Here is a 16,347-nt window from a genome sequence, read left to right on the forward strand (position 1 = left end):
GATTCAAATGAGTCAGCAAGGTTGTTACAGCCGGGCTGAAAAATATAACAAAGATGTACTTAGCAAAAGCGAATAAAATTAAAACAGGTTACTTATACTTGTGCCTGTTTTTTTTGGTGGTTTGTGCGCTGGCCTGCTCCAAAAAGGACGCGCCGGCCAGTAGTGTAAAAACACCTGCAAACTTAACGGTAGCTGTAGAGGTAGTGGGCGCTAGCGGCGCCATGCCGAATGGCGATGGCAGTGGCAGCGTAAATATTGAAGTGGCCGCCCAAAATGCGACTACCTATCAGGTAATCCTACCTACAGAAAGTAATAAAACTTTTACAATCAATAATCCCAGTGGCGGCAAAGTAAGTTATGCTTTTACCAGTCATCCCAATACCACCACCTCCTATCCGGTACAGGTAATTGCTTATAATGGCAGCGTACATAAAGACACTTCTTTTTCAGTGCAGGTGTATTGCGGTTTAATGCACGCGGATGTTGCTTATTGGCTGACGACGCCCGATAAAAGCACCCTTTTTGAGCAGCAAAATATCGCCTTGAATTTTGGGACGGCTACTAATGGATATGGTACCATCAGTGTGGATGCGAATCAAAAATATCAATCCATTGATGGTTTTGGTTTTACCATGACTGGCGGAAGCGCCACCCTTATTAACGGGTTGACATCCACCGCTAAAGAGAACTTATTAAAAGAGTTGTTTGCTACTGATGGCTCAGATATAGGTGTCAGTTATCTGCGCCTAAGCATAGGTGCTTCCGATTTAAGCGCTACCGCTTTTACTTATGATGACACGCCAGGAGATACTGAGTTGAAAGATTTCAGTATTGACAAGGAAAAAACAGATTTGATTCCTGTATTACAAAAAATATTGGCCATCAACCCAGACATAAAAATCATTGCCACTCCCTGGAGCGCACCGGCCTGGATGAAATCCAACAATAGCCTTTATGGTGGCGGAGCCACCCCTGGAACTTTGCTGCCGGCATATTATCAGAGTTATGCCAATTACTTTGTAAAGTATATCCAGGCAATGGCAAAAGAAGGGATTACAATTGACGCTGTTACCCCACAAAACGAGCCGTTAAATTCCTATAATAATCCTTCTATGCTGATGGACGCTCCCTCAGAAAATGACTTTATCAAAAATTATCTGGCACCTGCCTTTCAGGCAAGTGGCCTTACCACCAAAATTATTGTGTATGACCATAACCTGGATCATCCTGAATACGCCACTGATATTTTAAGTGATCCAGATACCTATAAACTGGTAGATGGTGCCGCCTTTCATCTATATGCAGGAGATATCGGTAAGATGTCTGAGGTTCATGATCAGTTCCCGGAAAAGAATTTGTATTTCACGGAACAATATACCGCCGCCAGCGGTAATTTTGGCTCGGATCTTCAGTGGCATGTGCAGAACCTGATTATTGGAGCTACTAAAAACTGGAGCAAGAATGTATTAGAATGGAATCTCGCCTCCGATCCAAATAACCAACCGCACCTAAACGGCGGATGCTCGGATTGTCTGGGTGCCGTTACGATTAGTGGTGGTGCTGTATCTAAGAGAAACCAGAGTTATTATATTATCGCCCATGCAGCCAAGTTTGTACGACCTGGATCAGTGCGCATTGGTTCGAGTACTGCAACCAATTTATTGAACGTGGCTTTTTGACCCCAGAAGGTAAAAAGGTGTTGATTGTCTTAAATACAGCACCCGTAGCGATGACTTTTAATATAGCGGCCAATGGGAAAACCGTAACACCTACATTGCCTGCCGGTGCAGTAGCCACCTTTGTCTGGCAATAAAAAATAGCGCAAAGAACAGAAAAAGGAAAAGTAAGCATGCGTAGATAAATAGAAACAAAATAAAAGAAGCTTGGATAAGGCCAGACAATAATCACTCGTTGTCTGGCCTTTTCTATTTTGCTTGAACCTCGATTTAAGTAGACAAACCAATATTTGGTATTGCCTGATATCTCCTATGTTATCCAATGTATAACCTGTTTATGCATATTTTTGACGATTTTTCTATCAAAATCGTCAAGCAATGAGACAAAATGCTTAATTTCTGATAGAATTTGTGGCGTTTTAATAGAAAATTTCAATTACCTTTATTTCGACACTATTTATTGACCTTGTTGACCTTGTGTGGAAGGATTATAGAGACGACTGTTTTATTGGTCTTAATGAGGGGAGTCGCTTAGTTTAAAATGGGGAGCGCCAGTGGAATTATTATAATTTAAAGTAGTAGTATAGTAACAGTAGTTATAAAAGGGCGAATTTGATCTGCAGGGGGAAAGGGAAAATACAATGTGCGGGTTAAGCAGGTAATGCGGAAAAATACCTGGATTTTTATAACAAATGTGCGTAAGGTTGATGGGGTAGTTTCAGAAGGGAACTTGTTTTATCTTTTGTTGACGCCAGAATACTTGGGCATTATTTAAGCGTTTGATTTTTTTTCACGACTATAAATTTAAAAACGGAATATGAAATCGATTTTAGTGGGCTTAGCACTCATGACAGCCGTAGGTTGTTCTGCCGGCGGTAATAAGGACCAGGCAAACGCACCCTGGGAGCCATTGTTTAACGGGAAAGACCTGTCTGGCTGGACCCAAAAAGGCGGCAAGGCCGACTTTCAGGTAAAAGACGGGATGATTGTGGGCACGACTGTCCATCATACGCCGAATTCTTTTATATGTACGGATAAAGATTATGGTGATTTTATCATGGAGTTGGATTATAAGGTCGATCCTTCCATGAACTCAGGTATCCAGATCAGAAGTCATAGCACACCCGTTTATCAAAATGGCCGCGTACATGGCTATCAGATAGAGATTGATCCTTCAGACCGGGCCTGGAGTGCCGGTATTTATGAAGAGGCTCAACGCGGCTGGCTGGTGCCATTAACAGACAACCCCACTGCCGGACATGCGTTTAAACAAAATGACTGGAATCACTACCGCATCGAGGCTATTGGTGATACCATCAAAACCTGGATCAACGGCGTGGCAGCTGCCAATCTGATTGATGATAAATCCCATGACGGTTTTATTGCCCTGCAAGTGCATCAGATCGGCGATAAAGATTCCGCTGGCAAACAGATTATGTGGAAGAATGTTCGGATCATCACCAAAGATGTGGCTAAATACAGCACAGCTTCTACGGCAAAACCAACCTATACAAAAAATACATTAACCCCAGAGGAAGCCAAAAACGGCTGGAAATTACTATGGGACGGTAAAACAACCAATGGTTGGAGAGGTGCTAAACTAGATCATTTTCCCAACAAAGGATGGACCATCGATAATGGCGTGCTTATTGTCAATGCGGCTGATGGAAAAGAATCTGCCGATGGCGGAGATATCATTACCGATGATCAATACGGTGATTTTGAACTAAAAGTGGATTTTAAACTGACTAAAGGCGCAAACAGTGGTATCAAATACTATGTGGATCCCGAGTTAAATAAAGGCGCAGGTTCTGCCATTGGTCTGGAATACCAGATACTCGATGATGCCAACCATCCAGATGCCAAACTGGGAGCGCAACCAGGCAGCAGAACCGTTTGCTCCCTGTATGATATGATTCAAGCGGATCCTAAAAAGCCCATTACACCAATTGGTGAGTGGAATACGGCTTATATTGTCAGCAAAAATAACCATGTAGAACATTGGCTCAACGGCGTAAAAGTACTGGAATATGAAAGAGGCAGTAAGGATTTTGAACGCCTGGTCAAAGAGAGCAAGTATAAGGTATGGCCAAATTTTGGCCTGGCCAAAAGAGGCTATATCCTGCTACAGGATCATGGCAATAAAGTGTATTTCAGAAATGTCAAAATCAAAGCGTTAAACTAACCATTATGACAACAAGAAGAGATTTTATATCAAAGACTTTGTTAAGCAGTGCGGGACTTATGCTGGGGAAATCCGTTATGAGTATGTCTGCCAGTAGTTATAATAGAATCATTGGAGCCAATGACCGTATTAATGTTGCACTGGCTGGACTGGGCAGAAGAGTCGGTGCCTATTATGAACCCATGGGCAGAAAAGAAGCCAATGTACAGGTTATGTACCTCTGTGATGTGATGCAACACCAAAGGGAAAGATGTTTAAAAGAAATATCTAAGCATATAACGGGTAAACCGACCCTGGAAAATGATATCAGAAAGGTACTGGATGATAAAAATGTAGACGTGCTGGTCAATGCGACCCCGGATCACTGGCACACGCCCGGATCGATACTGGCCATGCAGGCAGGTAAAAATGTTTATGTGGAGAAGCCCTGCAGCCATGATATGCAGGAAAATGAATGGTTGGTGGCTACCGCTAAAAAATTAAATAAGGTAGTGCAAATGGGCAATCAACAGCGCTCCTCCAATCACACCATAGATATTATCGGTCAGATTCACAAGGGCGTGATAGGCACGGCTTATAAAGCCGTGGCCTTCTATTCCAATTCCAGAGGGAAAGTCCCTAATCAGACCAAGGCGGCCGTGCCTACAGGGCTAGATTGGGAACTCTGGCAAGGGCCCGCTGTCAGAAGAGATTATACCGATAATACCTGGGATTATAACTGGCATTGGTATGGTTGGAATTACGGAACAGCTGAGGCGGGTAACAATGCCACCCATGAACTAGATGTTGCCCGTTGGGCACTTGGGGTGGATTATCCTGAGTATGCCGAGGTGGAAGGTGCTAAAAGACATTTTCTAAGTGATGGCTGGGAGATGTATGATACCATGTTATCAACTTTCAGGTTCCCCGAAAATAAAATTATTCAGTGGGATGGTAAGAGCAGAAATGGGTATAACACCTACGGTTCAGACAGAGGCACCATTATATTTGGCTCTGAAGGAACGGTTTATGTCGACAGAAACAAATACAAACTAATGGACCGCACAGGTAAACTGGTTAAAAATTTTGACAGTGCGAGCCATGAAGCGGGCAATGCACTGGGTGGTGGCGGAGACACCACAACAGCCCATATGATCAATTTTTTAAATACCATCCGTGGGAAAGATAAATTACATGCACCTATTGCGGATGCCAGCATCTCTATGGCTATGGTGCATTATACCAATATGGCCTATCGCGCGGCCAAAGGGTTCGCGGTAGATCCCAAAACCGGCAGGGTTGAGGATGCAGAAGTGCAAAAGCTCTGGGGCCGTCAATATGCCAGTGGCTGGCAGCCAAAGGTGTAAATTTAAAGTCAAAAGCCCTGCATGCTGCGCTTATAATTAAAACCCAAAAATTGATTAAAGTAATATGACAGATAAAAGCAGAAGAGCCTTTATAAAAAATGGCTCAATTATCGCAGCCGGTGCGGGGATCGCATCGATGTTGCCACTGGATTTAATGGCTGCTAGAAAAAAAATTGCGGCTTCGGATAAAATCCGGGTTGCCGCCATTGGTGTCAATGGTATGGGATTTTCGGACTTGCGGTCCATTTTAAAAAATCCAGAGGTGAACGTCAGCCATATCGTAGACGTTGATGAACGGGTGCTGGCAAAAAGATCGGCAGAATTGGCAAAAGACGGCCATAAAGTGAGCACATTAACCGATTATAGGAAAGTGCTGGAGGATAAGGATATTGATGCCGTGATCATTGGCACACCCGACCACTGGCATGCTAAAATGATGGTGGATGCCGCCAGTGCTGGTAAAGATATTTATTGTGAAAAGCCAACCGGGCATTCCATAGAAGAATGCCGGGCCATGGTAGCCGCACAACAAAAATACCATAATGTCGTACAGGTAGGCCAATGGCAACGCAGTCAAAAGCATTTTCAGGACGCTGTAGATTTTGTTCATTCCGGCAAGCTGGGCAAAGTAAGACTGGTCAAGACCTGGGCTTATATCGGATGGAAAGATGAAGTGCCAGTCCAGCCTGACAGTCCCGTGCCACCAGGCGTACATTATGATCAGTGGTTAGGCCCTGCACCCAAAAGGCCTTTTAATATCAACCGCTTTCATTTTAGCTTCAGGTGGTTTTATGATTATGCCGGCGGCCTGATGACCGATTGGGGCGTACATATGATTGATTATGCGATGCTGGGCATGAAAGCCAGTCACCGCTTTCCCAAGGCTATTTCTGCTATCGGTGGTAAAACCGGCTATCCAAACGATGCCGAGCAGTGGCCGGATACCATGAGCGCTTTATATGATTTTGGTGATTTTAATATGGTATGGGAACAGGCCATGGGCATTGGTGGTGGTCCATATGGCAGAGGCCATGGTGTAGCCTTTATTGGTAATAAAGGCACCCTGGTGTTGGATAGAGGTGGCTGGGAGGTCATCCCGGAAAGGAAAAGTTCTGGATTACTGATGGAAGCCGTGCCAAAGCAAAAATCGGTGGACAACGGATTGGATCTGCATACCAAAAATTTTGTGGAGGTCATTAAATCCAGAAAATTAACAGATCTCAAAACGCCGATAGAAGACGGTTGCCAGGTAGCCATGAACTGTTGTATGGGCAATATTGCCCAACGCGTCGGCAAAACTATCCATTGGGATGACAAGGCCTTGAAATTTACGGATAAAGAGAGTAATCAATACCTTAAATCCCCCTATCACAATGGCATTGCTTTTCCTAAAGCATAGTCAACCAACTTAAAATCAGCTGTTTGTGCTAAACGCCAAAAAGTAAAGTGCAGATAGCAAAAAAATAAAATTGAATAAATAAAAAAAGGCGTTTGTCCTTCTTCCGTAGGAAGAAAGACAAACGCCTTTTTTGGAAAGGGAGAATTTACTGGGTGATCCTTAGATCAGCGATTACACGAGTTAATAAGGGACAAAAATACCCTTCCAACTAAATCGATTGCGTAGAGTGCTGCTGGAAGCGAACGATTAATTGTAAAATCTGGGCTATTTTTACGGCTCAATAAAAAAACTCTGGTATATGGCAAAGAAGAAAATCCTGGTTACAGGAGGATGCGGATATATTGGCGCGCACACTGTTGTAGATCTTATGGAAAATGATTTTGAGGTAATTTCTATTGATGATAACTCTAAATCGACCACCTTACTTTTGGATGGCATTGAAAAAATTACCGGCCAAAAGCTGAAAAATTATAAAGTAGACCTTAAAAACTGGCAGGATGCCAGAGCCGTTTTTCAAGAGAATCCTGAAATAGAAGGGGTGATCCATTTTGCCGCCTATAAGGCAGTAGGAGAGTCTGTCGACAAACCGCTGGAATATTATGAAAATAACCTGGAATCCCTAATCAATGTCCTGAAATGCGTGGAAGAGTTTAATATAGGTCAATTTGTCTTTTCTTCCTCTTGTACGGTCTATGGTAGTCCGGATAGTATGCCGGTGACCGAAGCCTCCCCGATTAAAGAGGCTGAATCGCCTTATGGAGCCACTAAACAGATGGGAGAGAAGATTATCCGGGATTTTGCCAAAGTCCATGAAACGAAGACCATTTTACTGCGTTATTTTAACCCGGTAGGTGCACATCCTTCTAATGAGATCGGAGAAATTCCTTTGGGAAGGCCGCAAAACCTGGTGCCTGCCATTACGCAGACAGCTATTGGTAAATTGCCACAGATGACCGTATTCGGGGCAGATTATGATACCCGAGATGGCAGTTGTCTGCGTGATTTTATCCATGTTTCGGATATTGCCCATGCACATACACTGGCGCTGAATTATTTACTGGAAAATAAAATAAGTCGCGCTGCGACGTCTTTAATCTGGGAACCGGCAATGGTGTTACCGTTTTAGAGGCCATTAAGGCCTTTGAAAAAGTAAGTGGTGAAAAGCTCAATTATGTAATCGGACCCAATCGTCCGGGGATATCGTGGCTATTTATGCCAATAATCAGTATGCGGTGGAAAGCCTTGATTGGCAAATCCGTTATGATCTGGATGAAATGATGCGTACGGCCTGGGCCTGGGAAAAGAAAATGTCTGTAGATGGCCGCTATACCAATCAGGAGAAATCTGTATTAAATTAAAATAAAATCAATGTATTTGTTTATCTTGCAGCTTATCTCATTTTAAACAAAATTATTAAAAAAGAACTATGCATTTAGAGGATATCAAGCTTCAAAACGAAAAAGAAACCCGTGCGGGTTTTGGGGATGGCATCTATGAGATCGCTAAAGAGAATAAAGATGTTGTCGTATTGACAGCAGATCTGGCCGGATCCTTCAAATTAGGCCCATTTATCAAAGATTTTTCTGACCGTTATTATGAAATGGGCATTGCAGAAGCCAATATGATGGGAACTGCAGCTGGTTTGACGATAGGCGGCAAAATTCCATATACCACCACATTTGCAAACTTTAGTACGGGCCGTGTTTACGATCAGATCCGTCAAAGCATCGCTTATAGCGGCAAAAATGTTAAAATTTGTGCCAGTCATGCCGGGTTAACACTGGGCGAGGATGGTGCGACCCATCAGATCTTAGAAGACATCGGAATGATGAAAATGCTGCCTGGTATGACCGTCATTAACCCTTGCGATTATAACCAGACCAAGGCTGCCACCAAGGCTATTGCCAGCCATAACGGTCCTGTTTATTTACGTTTCCACCGACCTAAATGGGCTAATTTTACAACCGAAGACGGCAGTGACTTTGTAATCGGCAAAGCACAGTTGATGGCAGAGGGAACGGATGTTTCTCTGTTTGCCTGTGGCCATTTGGTTTGGTATGCAATTGAAGCAGCCCGCGCTTTAAAGGAAAAGGGAATCAGTGCAGAAGTAATTAATTTACATACGATTAAGCCTTTAGATCAGGAAGCCGTTATCCGCTCAATACAAAAAACAGGATGCGCAGTAACCTGTGAGGAGCACAATATCTGGGGTGGCCTCGGAGAATCCGTCGCCCATGTCGCCGGACAGCATTTTCCAGTTCCAATTGAGTTTATTGGAACAAAAGATACCTTTGGTGAGAGTGGCAAACCCATCGATCTGCTGGATAAGTACGGTTTGACGCCACGCTTTATTGTAGCAGCCGCTGAAAAGGCGGTAGCCCGCAAAAAAGCCTAAGTCTTTACCGCTTAAAGGAAAAATAAGGAACCTGCTTGGATTAAAGCAGGTTTTCCTATTTTTACCGCAGTTTGTATTTATTGGACATTAGTAGAAATTATCTATGATTTTAGACGACGGCGAGCTTTTAAGACTTTTCAGGGAGGAAAAACCGGGAAAAAGCATTTACTGATATTATTAAAAAGTATCAGGAGAAACTCTATTGGCATATCAGAAGGATGGTTGTCAGCCATGAAGATGCCAATGATGTTTTGCAAAATGTATTTATCAAAGTTTGGAAGGCGCTTGATGGATTTAGGGAGGATAGCCAGCTTTATACTTGGTTATACCGTATTGCCACCAATGAATCCCTTACCTTTTTGGAGCAGCAAAAAGAAAAAGCTCCGTTAGCTTTGATGACGTTGAAAGCGGACTTTCTAATAAAATAAAGGCAGATGATGGCTTTGATGCCAAAAACTGGAATGGAAATTGCAGTTGGCCATTGGGCAACTACCAGAAAAGCAAAGACTTGTGTTTAATTTGCGTTATTATGATGAAATGCCCTATGAGCAAATGAGCCGGGTGCTGGATACCAGTGAGGGGGCTTTAAAGGCCAGTTACCACCATGCGGCTAAAAAATAGAAGAATTTATCAGAAATAACGATTAAACGAAAGTCTATTTGGCTTGTCGAATGATAAGTTAATATTAAAATGGAAAAGAATTTGAGATATACTGGCCCGGATGGAACGCCTTTACTGGATACCATAAACAAGATGGAACGGCTCTATCAAGTGCCGCTGTTCTATTTTGAAGGGTTGGCTGATGAAATTATGGCAAAGATCAGACTAGAAAATTTCTCTGGGAATATGGGTTACCAGGTTCCCAAAGATTATTTTACTGGACTGGCAGATCAAATACTCAGCCGGATTCATGCATCAGAAAAGACAGCACCGTCTCATCAGCAGCCTGATTTTCAACAGTTATCGGTTCAAAAAGAATTGGAATCAGTTGCACCTTTCTTACTGGAAATCGGAAACAAAAATGTTTATACGGTTCCGGCTGGGTATTTTTCCAGCCTTCAGCCACTACAAATAACACAAAAGCTAGCGGAAACTAAAGCAGATATAACTACTTCAAATAAACCACTGATAATTCTGGCACAAAAGTGATTCCGCTTACGGCCAGAAAACGCATTTGGCGTACTGCCGTGGCCGCTGCCGCAATTGTCGTAGTACTTTTTAGTGGAGAAAGGTATTTTACCAATCACCACCAGCATTCGGTCATGCCGGTCAGCAATAACCAATTTGCTTCAAAGATCAATTCCGCAGATAACGATAGTTTTAATGCTGCTGGACTCTCTGAACTGTCAGATGAAGAGATTATGGGTTATTTAAGCACCCCGGATCCAACGCATAAAGATTCCTTGAGTGAACAGGCGGCTAAAGAGACCCAAAAGCCATCAGTAGTATGACAAATGAGGAATTGGAGAATTATTTAGAACGAACACCGGCTACGTATTGAGGTAATTTATAATATATTATCATTTATATCTTAAATTTTTTGATTTTTTGAGGTATGAAAATTGGATGAGGAATGAAAAAATTATATTTTTTTTAGGGATTTTGTTTTTTCATAGTTATATTTGCCTTGCACAGACTAACGGATCCCGAAACGGCGACAAAGTTGAAAAGGTGAAAATAGCTTTTTTTACCCGACAACTGAATTTAACTGCATCAGAATCTAAAGAGTTTTGGCCTGTTTATAACAGTTATTTTTTAAAAATAAAAAAGGCCTGGCATTCAAACATCGGCAACCGACCGGCATTTGATGAAAAGGCATCAGCATTAAAGGATAAGTATCGGGACGATTTTGTTCGTATACTACATTCGCATGAAAGGGCCGAAAACGTATTTAAAGCGGAGAAGTCCTATCGAAAAATGTTGAAGGAAGAACTAAAAAACAGAAAGCAGGTGCCTGCTGAAAAAGGCAAGAAATAAATGTGGAATCTTGTATACTTATTATGAACCAGGTTAAGTTCAAGGTGAAGGTGCAGCAGATTCCAATAACAAAACAACGCGGGAACACAAAACAACAGGCAAAAGCAATAAACGAAATTATAAATCGAAATTTAAATTTAGATAAATAAGATTATAAGGTATTGATAGATAATTATATACAATTTTATCGGCGTAGAAGTCACCAATAACCGACTGGCCAGTAATACATACAGTATTTTAATTGGTACCCTATAATTAGAAAATAATAATACAATATTTTAAGTACTGGTTATATATATCAAACCATGTACTTCAACTTTTAGGTGTTTTTCATAGGTTAGCAACAGCCGCTCGTTTCTACGTATGGCTGTTTTTTTTGCCCCTAATCATCGTGCCCACAGCAATATAACTAAAACTTGGGCAAACGATTGTGTGTTCATTTGTTCCAAAAAATGCCCATCTTTAACTTTCACTTTATTAACGAGCAAAATTTAAAGCATGAACACAACCAGAAGAGACTTTGTGAAGGCGGTGGCTGTTACTTCGGCAGGTGCTGCTATCTTACCGGGCCATTTATTTGCCCGTCCTAAAAAAGCGAATGAAAAAGTAAGACTGGCCTTTATAGGCGTCGGACTAAGAGGGGAAAGCCATGTCGCACTCGCTTGCAATCGGGATGATGTGGAAATCGTGGCCATGTCAGATATTAACCCACAAATGATGGACCGGGCTAAAAATATCATTAAAAAAGCCGGCCGGCCGATGCCTCAAATCATATTGGGTGATAAAACCGCTTATAAAAAGGTATTTGATATCAAAAATCTGGATGGTGTGATTATCGCTACCCTTGGGAGTGGCATGCACCGATGATCCTAGACAGTATTGCTGCGGGGATTAAATACGTCGCTACAGAAGTGATTTTAGGGATTACGCTGGAGGATCACTGGAAGGTCGTTCGCGCAGCAGAGGCCGCCGGAGCCCATGTTATGATGCTGGAGAATGTTTGTTACCGTCGCGATGTAATGGCAGTAATGAATATGGTTCGCCAAAATGTATTTGGAGAAATTGTGCACTTGCAAGGCGGGTATCAGCATAACCTGCGCTCTGTTTTATTTACAAAAGAAAAAAACGGTACAGATTATATATTTGGGGAAAAAGCTTTTTCCGAAGCGCAGTGGCGCACAGCACATTCTGTACATCGTAATGGGGATCTTTATCCGACACACGGTATCGGACCCTGCGCCATGATGATTGATATTAATAGAGGCAATCGCTTTTTGACCCTTTCCAGTTTTGATTCCAAGGCCAGGGGACTTCATAAGTACACAGTGGATAAGAATGGAGAAAGAGGCACTGGTACAAAAGTGCGTTTCAAATGTGGAGATATGATCACCACCAATATAAAATGTGCCAATGGCGAGACTATTTTACTAGAACATGATACCTTTGTTGCGCGTCCTTATTCATTGGGATTCAGGGTACAGGGAACTGAGGGCTCTGGATGGATGTCAGTAATACCATTTACGTAAATGGCGTATCCCCAAATTATGACAGCTGGGATAAAGCAGATGAATGGCTGAAAAATACGATCATCCGCTGTGGAAAAAATACGGTGAAGACTCCAAAGGAGCTGGTCATGGCGGTATGGACTTTTTTGTCATCCATGCTTTTGTGGAAGCCATCAAAAGAGCAGCGCCAACGCCAATGGATGTCTATGATGCGGCCGCCTGGAGTGCAATTACCCCGCTAAGTGAAAGATCCATTGAGCTGGGCAATGCAACAGTAGAGTTCCCGGATTTTACAAGTGGTAACTGGATGTTGCGTAAGCAGGATTTTGCTTTAGATGACAGTTATTGATAATGCCCTGATGGACAATAAATATAATAATATTAATCCGATGTGCGCATCATAGGCGCGCGCATCGGACTTTTAAAATTCACGAATTAAGACCCCAATGATAGAATCATCGGTTAAAGAGGCTTTTAACTTTCCTGAACCATTAGAGATGGAAAAACTCTCTACTGGACTCATTAATCACACCTATAAAACAACATTTCCGGATGGGCAGGTTTTTTTATTGCAAAGTATCAATACCAAGGTATTTGATGATCCGGATAAGCTGCAACGAAACTATTTGAAGATTCAGCGGCATTTTCTGGACCAGGACAGTTATAAACTGCCCGGTATCTTAAAAACCCATGATGGCGGGTTGTTATTTAAAGGTCCTTCTCATGTATGGCGTTGTTTTGAATACATTTTGGATACGTATAGTCCGGTTGTTTCTTCCACGCCAGATCAGGCTTATCTGGTAGCCTCTTGTTTTGGAGAATTCTCAGCGAACCTGGACAATCTGGATCCTTTAAGCATCCAGACAGTATTGCCTGGATTTCATGATCTTGGACTACGTTTCATCCAATTTAAGGATGCGCTGCATGGCGCCTCAGAAAAGCGGAGAAACGCAGCATTGGAACTCATCCAAAAAGCCCGGCAGCATGAACCACTTGTGGACTTTTTTGCAAAAGTCCAGTCTAGCCCTAAATTATTTCCGTTGCATATATTGCATCACGACTGTAAGATTGCCAATATCCTCTTTCAAAATGCTGATAATAAAATCTATAGCCCTATAGATTTGGATACGACCCAACCTGGGCTATTCATCTCTGATATCGGTGATATGATACGCTCCATGGTGCCCAATTATCCGGAAAACCATGCGGCCATTAATGAACTGGTTATCAGGGGAGATTTCTATGAGGCCATTCGGGAAGGTTATCTGGAGTCCATGCATGCTTATCTGAGTGCGGAGGAGACGCAGCAGATCGATATGACGGGTAAATTGATCGTTTATATGCAAGCACTCAGGTTTTTAACGGATTTTTTGAATGAAGACATTTATTATCAGATCAGTTACCCAGAGCAGAACCTGGATCGCGCTGCCAATCAGTTTAAACTACTGGAACAACTGATTGTCTATGTAGAGGGACATAACAGAAGCAAAACAAAGGTTTATAGTGCATAAAAGGTAATAAAATGATCAGGATGTGCGGATGTAAGGTTTATGAAGCATTGATCCTGATTTCTGTATATAATTTGAAGTTTTTTTGTTTAATGAGAGCGGAGGTCCGTGCCGGTTATAATATAATCCAGGTGCGGGCCTTTTTTAGGGTTGAACTCAATAATAATTGTCCGTGTATCTTTAAAAGCGGCTGCTGACAAGTAATTCTATATCCAATCCAATGCTGGTATTAAGAGATCATTACGAAGCTATTATCTTTGCTGGAACAACTTGCTAAACATATAATGAGGTTTATTAGACTTAATCCACCTTACAAGCAATCTGCCTAAGCCCAGATTTTTAAAACTTTTTTAAAAAAATTACTGTTTGTAATATGGATTTTCCTTTTGTGAAAGTGTATCCTTATATTGTGATGCATCATAATACATCTTTTTTAAGATATTTGGGTTGAGGGCACTTGCGCCATACATTCAAATCAACCAGAGCCTGCCTGGGAGGCATAATAACCTTCTGTATATTTCCGTGCTTTTATTGGGTTCCATGCTACTCATTGTATTAATTTAATTAGTTATGTGGAGTTATGGATGCCACGTAAAGCAGTCATCTATTTTCAAAATAAAAGTCGTTGCATAAAATTTAAAGATGAATAATCTTGCTGAAAGCATGTTGTGACAGACAGTGAAAGAGTGTGGTTGTATTAATAAAAAATAATATATTAAAATTGAATGGATCAGGTGGACTTTTCAGCAATAAATATTTGGACTTTTCAGCAATATAAAATGGTTGTAATTAGCTCAATTTTGCTATTGTATTTATAAATCTACAAAAATGAGCAAGACAATTTTAATTACAGGAGCGGCGAGTGGTTTTGGAAAAATAGCTGCATTTGATTTGGCAAAAAAGGGCTACAAAGTGATCGCTACTGCAGAAGTCTATCCACAGATGAGTGATTTGATCCGCGAAGCAAAAAATCTGGGAGTTGAACTTATCGCGGACAAACTGGATGTTACAAATTCCAGGGATATTGATTATATCGTTGGTAAATACGATATCGATATTCTGATCAGTAATGCCGGCGTAATGGAAGGAGGTCCAATTGCGGAACAACCGCTGGATTTAATCCGAAACATGTTTGATGTTAATGTTTTCGGAGGTCTACAGTTATCGCAAAAGTTTATTAAAAAATGGATCGGACAGAAAAGAGCGGCAAAAATTGTCTTCACTACCTCCATGGGCGGTCTTTGGACGGTGCCTTATGTGGCTGCATATTGTTCTACAAAACATGCAATGGAAGCCATAGCAGAAGGATTGAAAACTGAATTGGCTGCGTTTAATATCAAAATTGCTACGTGTAATCCAGGTGTTTTTGGAACGGGATTTAATGATCGTGGAATTGATTCTATTTTCCGTTGGTATGATCCGAAAGATAATTTTACGCCCCCAGCAGTTTTTAATGATGCTATTGAATCCCTAAAGAACCAGTTAGATCCTCAATCAATGGCAGATACAATAGTATCTGTTGCTTTAGATGAAAATTCTAATTTCAGAAATGTTCATCCAAAGGAAACGGAAGACTTGGTGAAACAATTACAAGCAGAAGCCTGGACAGTAAAAAGTTGAGTTATTTTTGGCAAAATATAGCCTAAAATCCTTGCTTGGCTTTCATTGTCCTTTTTTTTGGCTTTGAAGCTTCTGCCTTTTTAGTGAAAGCTTCGAGTATAATTTTAAATGACATTAAATAGTATTATTACTAAAATATCCTGCTGCTATTTAATATATGGCTCCTATTTATGCAATGAATTTTTGATTGAAAGGAAGTTGCTTAGATTTAAAAACAGCCTATGGTCGCATTGCTATTGGATTATCCGATGGATAAGGGGACAGGCCTTCGGCTGAAAACTGATTGTATTTTGACATGACAATAAATAAAGCAACATGAAATTAACCTATCTAGAAGCATCAAAAGCCTTAAATGCTTCTATAGAAAAGGCCAACGCATTCAATATTCCAGTAAGTATTGCAGTGGTAGACAATGGAGGACATCTTATTGCATTTGCAAGGTTGGACAGTGTGTATGGCGTTATTGATTTTGCTATAAGGAAGGCTAAAACAGCCGTGATGTTTGGAGTGGACAGTGAGGTCATGGGTGAGATTATTGCAGGTGCCGACGTGCAAGGTTATGGCATGCTCATGTCAAATGGTGGACTTTTGACCTTGCCAGGTGGCGCTGTAATTAAGGATGCTGAGGGAATATCATTGGTGCAGTTGGCGCTTCGGGTGGAGCTGTGCATCAAGATAGGGAAATTGCGAAAGCAGGAGCTCAATCACTTGCTTGATTTTGTTATATATTTGTAGT

The 16,347-nt window shown here is 41.6% G+C and carries 19 protein-coding genes; all 19 read left to right on the top strand.

Translation table 11 applies throughout. The features are described 5' to 3' along the window. Positions 1-53 precede the first annotated feature (53 nt). The 19 genes from FSB73_RS13925 to FSB73_RS13990 all read left to right on the top strand — a co-directional run bounded on the left by FSB73_RS13925 (position 54) and on the right by FSB73_RS13990 (position 16,346). The gene (locus FSB73_RS13925; RefSeq protein ID WP_225974011.1) at positions 54-1,679 is read left to right on the top strand and encodes a glycoside hydrolase family 30 protein; all 1,626 of its coding nucleotides are present in this window, start codon (positions 54-56) and stop codon (positions 1,677-1,679) included. Then, a complete protein-coding gene (locus FSB73_RS26765) occupies positions 1,676-1,813 on the top strand; it encodes a glycoside hydrolase family 30 beta sandwich domain-containing protein (protein WP_262712336.1) in 138 nt (45 codons plus the stop codon). Before FSB73_RS13925 ends, FSB73_RS26765 begins: the two co-directional genes overlap by 4 nt. 680 nt (positions 1,814-2,493) lie before the next feature. Further along, the gene (locus FSB73_RS13930) at positions 2,494-3,861 is read left to right on the top strand and encodes a 3-keto-disaccharide hydrolase (protein ID WP_146783357.1); all 1,368 of its coding nucleotides are present in this window, start codon (positions 2,494-2,496) and stop codon (positions 3,859-3,861) included. A gap of 5 nt (positions 3,862-3,866) precedes the next feature. Next, positions 3,867-5,207, top strand: a complete 1,341-nt coding sequence (locus FSB73_RS13935) for a Gfo/Idh/MocA family protein (RefSeq protein WP_146783360.1) — start codon at positions 3,867-3,869, stop codon at positions 5,205-5,207. A gap of 64 nt (positions 5,208-5,271) precedes the next feature. Further along, a complete protein-coding gene (locus FSB73_RS13940) occupies positions 5,272-6,606 on the top strand; it encodes a Gfo/Idh/MocA family protein (RefSeq protein WP_146783363.1) in 1,335 nt (444 codons plus the stop codon). A 298-nt stretch (positions 6,607-6,904) separates the two neighbouring features. Then, entirely contained in the window at positions 6,905-7,732 is an 828-nt protein-coding gene (galE, locus tag FSB73_RS13945) for a UDP-glucose 4-epimerase GalE (protein WP_225974012.1), read from the top strand. Positions 7,733-7,838: 106 nt separating this feature from the next. Next, complete coding sequence (locus tag FSB73_RS26770) at positions 7,839-7,964, top strand: hypothetical protein (RefSeq protein WP_262712337.1); 126 nt, start codon at positions 7,839-7,841, stop codon at positions 7,962-7,964. A gap of 68 nt (positions 7,965-8,032) precedes the next feature. Next, positions 8,033-9,001, top strand: coding sequence for a transketolase family protein (locus FSB73_RS13950; protein ID WP_146783366.1), 969 nt, complete (start codon positions 8,033-8,035; stop codon positions 8,999-9,001). Between the two features lie 218 nt (positions 9,002-9,219). Further along, on the top strand, positions 9,220-9,429 hold the full coding sequence (locus FSB73_RS25070) for a sigma factor (protein ID WP_262712338.1): 210 nt from the start codon (positions 9,220-9,222) through the stop codon (positions 9,427-9,429). A gap of 40 nt (positions 9,430-9,469) precedes the next feature. Continuing rightward, positions 9,470-9,622, top strand: coding sequence for an RNA polymerase sigma factor (locus FSB73_RS25075; RefSeq protein WP_262712339.1), 153 nt, complete (start codon positions 9,470-9,472; stop codon positions 9,620-9,622). 69 nt (positions 9,623-9,691) lie between these two features. Further along, on the top strand, positions 9,692-10,150 hold the full coding sequence (locus FSB73_RS13960; protein WP_146783371.1) for a hypothetical protein: 459 nt from the start codon (positions 9,692-9,694) through the stop codon (positions 10,148-10,150). Next, positions 10,147-10,452, top strand: a complete 306-nt coding sequence (locus FSB73_RS13965) for a hypothetical protein (RefSeq protein ID WP_146783375.1) — start codon at positions 10,147-10,149, stop codon at positions 10,450-10,452. The genes FSB73_RS13960 and FSB73_RS13965 overlap by 4 nt, the downstream gene beginning before the upstream one ends. Before the next feature lie 220 nt (positions 10,453-10,672). After that, positions 10,673-10,978 (top strand): hypothetical protein, encoded by a 306-nt coding sequence (locus tag FSB73_RS13970; protein ID WP_146783378.1) that lies wholly within the window; start codon positions 10,673-10,675, stop codon positions 10,976-10,978. Positions 10,979-11,476: 498 nt separating this feature from the next. Further along, the gene (locus tag FSB73_RS25080) at positions 11,477-11,845 is read left to right on the top strand and encodes a twin-arginine translocation signal domain-containing protein (protein ID WP_225974013.1); all 369 of its coding nucleotides are present in this window, start codon (positions 11,477-11,479) and stop codon (positions 11,843-11,845) included. Then, positions 11,842-12,504, top strand: coding sequence for a Gfo/Idh/MocA family oxidoreductase (locus tag FSB73_RS25085; RefSeq protein ID WP_225974014.1), 663 nt, complete (start codon positions 11,842-11,844; stop codon positions 12,502-12,504). Before FSB73_RS25080 ends, FSB73_RS25085 begins: the two co-directional genes overlap by 4 nt. 43 nt (positions 12,505-12,547) lie before the next feature. Then, the gene (locus FSB73_RS25090) at positions 12,548-12,832 is read left to right on the top strand and encodes a hypothetical protein (RefSeq protein ID WP_225974015.1); all 285 of its coding nucleotides are present in this window, start codon (positions 12,548-12,550) and stop codon (positions 12,830-12,832) included. Positions 12,833-12,929: 97 nt separating this feature from the next. Continuing rightward, positions 12,930-13,994 carry a phosphotransferase enzyme family protein gene (locus FSB73_RS13980; protein WP_146783381.1) on the top strand — a complete coding sequence of 355 codons (1,065 nt, stop codon included), beginning with the start codon at positions 12,930-12,932 and terminating at the stop codon, positions 13,992-13,994. Positions 13,995-14,819: 825 nt separating this feature from the next. Further along, entirely contained in the window at positions 14,820-15,611 is a 792-nt protein-coding gene (locus FSB73_RS13985; protein ID WP_146783384.1) for an SDR family oxidoreductase, read from the top strand. A 315-nt stretch (positions 15,612-15,926) separates the two neighbouring features. Then, positions 15,927-16,346, top strand: a complete 420-nt coding sequence (locus FSB73_RS13990) for a GlcG/HbpS family heme-binding protein (protein ID WP_262712340.1) — start codon at positions 15,927-15,929, stop codon at positions 16,344-16,346. The last annotated feature ends 1 nt before the right edge of the window (position 16,347 follow it).

It is taken from the genome of Arachidicoccus ginsenosidivorans, from assembly GCF_007971385.1.
In the GTDB taxonomy this organism is placed as follows: Bacteria; Bacteroidota; Bacteroidia; order Chitinophagales; family Chitinophagaceae; genus Arachidicoccus; species Arachidicoccus ginsenosidivorans.

Excerpts from the sequence above, each read along its gene's own strand:
- FSB73_RS13925 (WP_225974011.1), top strand. The coding sequence starts at position 54 with ATGTACTTAGCAAAAGCGAATAAAATTAAAACAGGTTACTTATACTTG.
- FSB73_RS13930 (WP_146783357.1), top strand. The coding sequence starts at position 2,494 with ATGAAATCGATTTTAGTGGGCTTAGCACTCATGACAGCCGTAGGTTGT.
- FSB73_RS13935 (WP_146783360.1), top strand. The coding sequence starts at position 3,867 with ATGACAACAAGAAGAGATTTTATATCAAAGACTTTGTTAAGCAGTGCG.
- FSB73_RS13940 (WP_146783363.1), top strand. The coding sequence starts at position 5,272 with ATGACAGATAAAAGCAGAAGAGCCTTTATAAAAAATGGCTCAATTATC.
- galE (WP_225974012.1), top strand. The coding sequence starts at position 6,905 with ATGGCAAAGAAGAAAATCCTGGTTACAGGAGGATGCGGATATATTGGC.
- FSB73_RS13950 (WP_146783366.1), top strand. The coding sequence starts at position 8,033 with ATGCATTTAGAGGATATCAAGCTTCAAAACGAAAAAGAAACCCGTGCG.
- FSB73_RS25070 (WP_262712338.1), top strand. The coding sequence starts at position 9,220 with ATGGTTGTCAGCCATGAAGATGCCAATGATGTTTTGCAAAATGTATTT.
- FSB73_RS13960 (WP_146783371.1), top strand. The coding sequence starts at position 9,692 with ATGGAAAAGAATTTGAGATATACTGGCCCGGATGGAACGCCTTTACTG.
- FSB73_RS25080 (WP_225974013.1), top strand. The coding sequence starts at position 11,477 with ATGAACACAACCAGAAGAGACTTTGTGAAGGCGGTGGCTGTTACTTCG.
- FSB73_RS25085 (WP_225974014.1), top strand. The coding sequence starts at position 11,842 with ATGATCCTAGACAGTATTGCTGCGGGGATTAAATACGTCGCTACAGAA.
- FSB73_RS25090 (WP_225974015.1), top strand. The coding sequence starts at position 12,548 with ATGGCTGAAAAATACGATCATCCGCTGTGGAAAAAATACGGTGAAGAC.
- FSB73_RS13980 (WP_146783381.1), top strand. The coding sequence starts at position 12,930 with ATGATAGAATCATCGGTTAAAGAGGCTTTTAACTTTCCTGAACCATTA.
- FSB73_RS13985 (WP_146783384.1), top strand. The coding sequence starts at position 14,820 with ATGAGCAAGACAATTTTAATTACAGGAGCGGCGAGTGGTTTTGGAAAA.
- FSB73_RS13990 (WP_262712340.1), top strand. The coding sequence starts at position 15,927 with ATGAAATTAACCTATCTAGAAGCATCAAAAGCCTTAAATGCTTCTATA.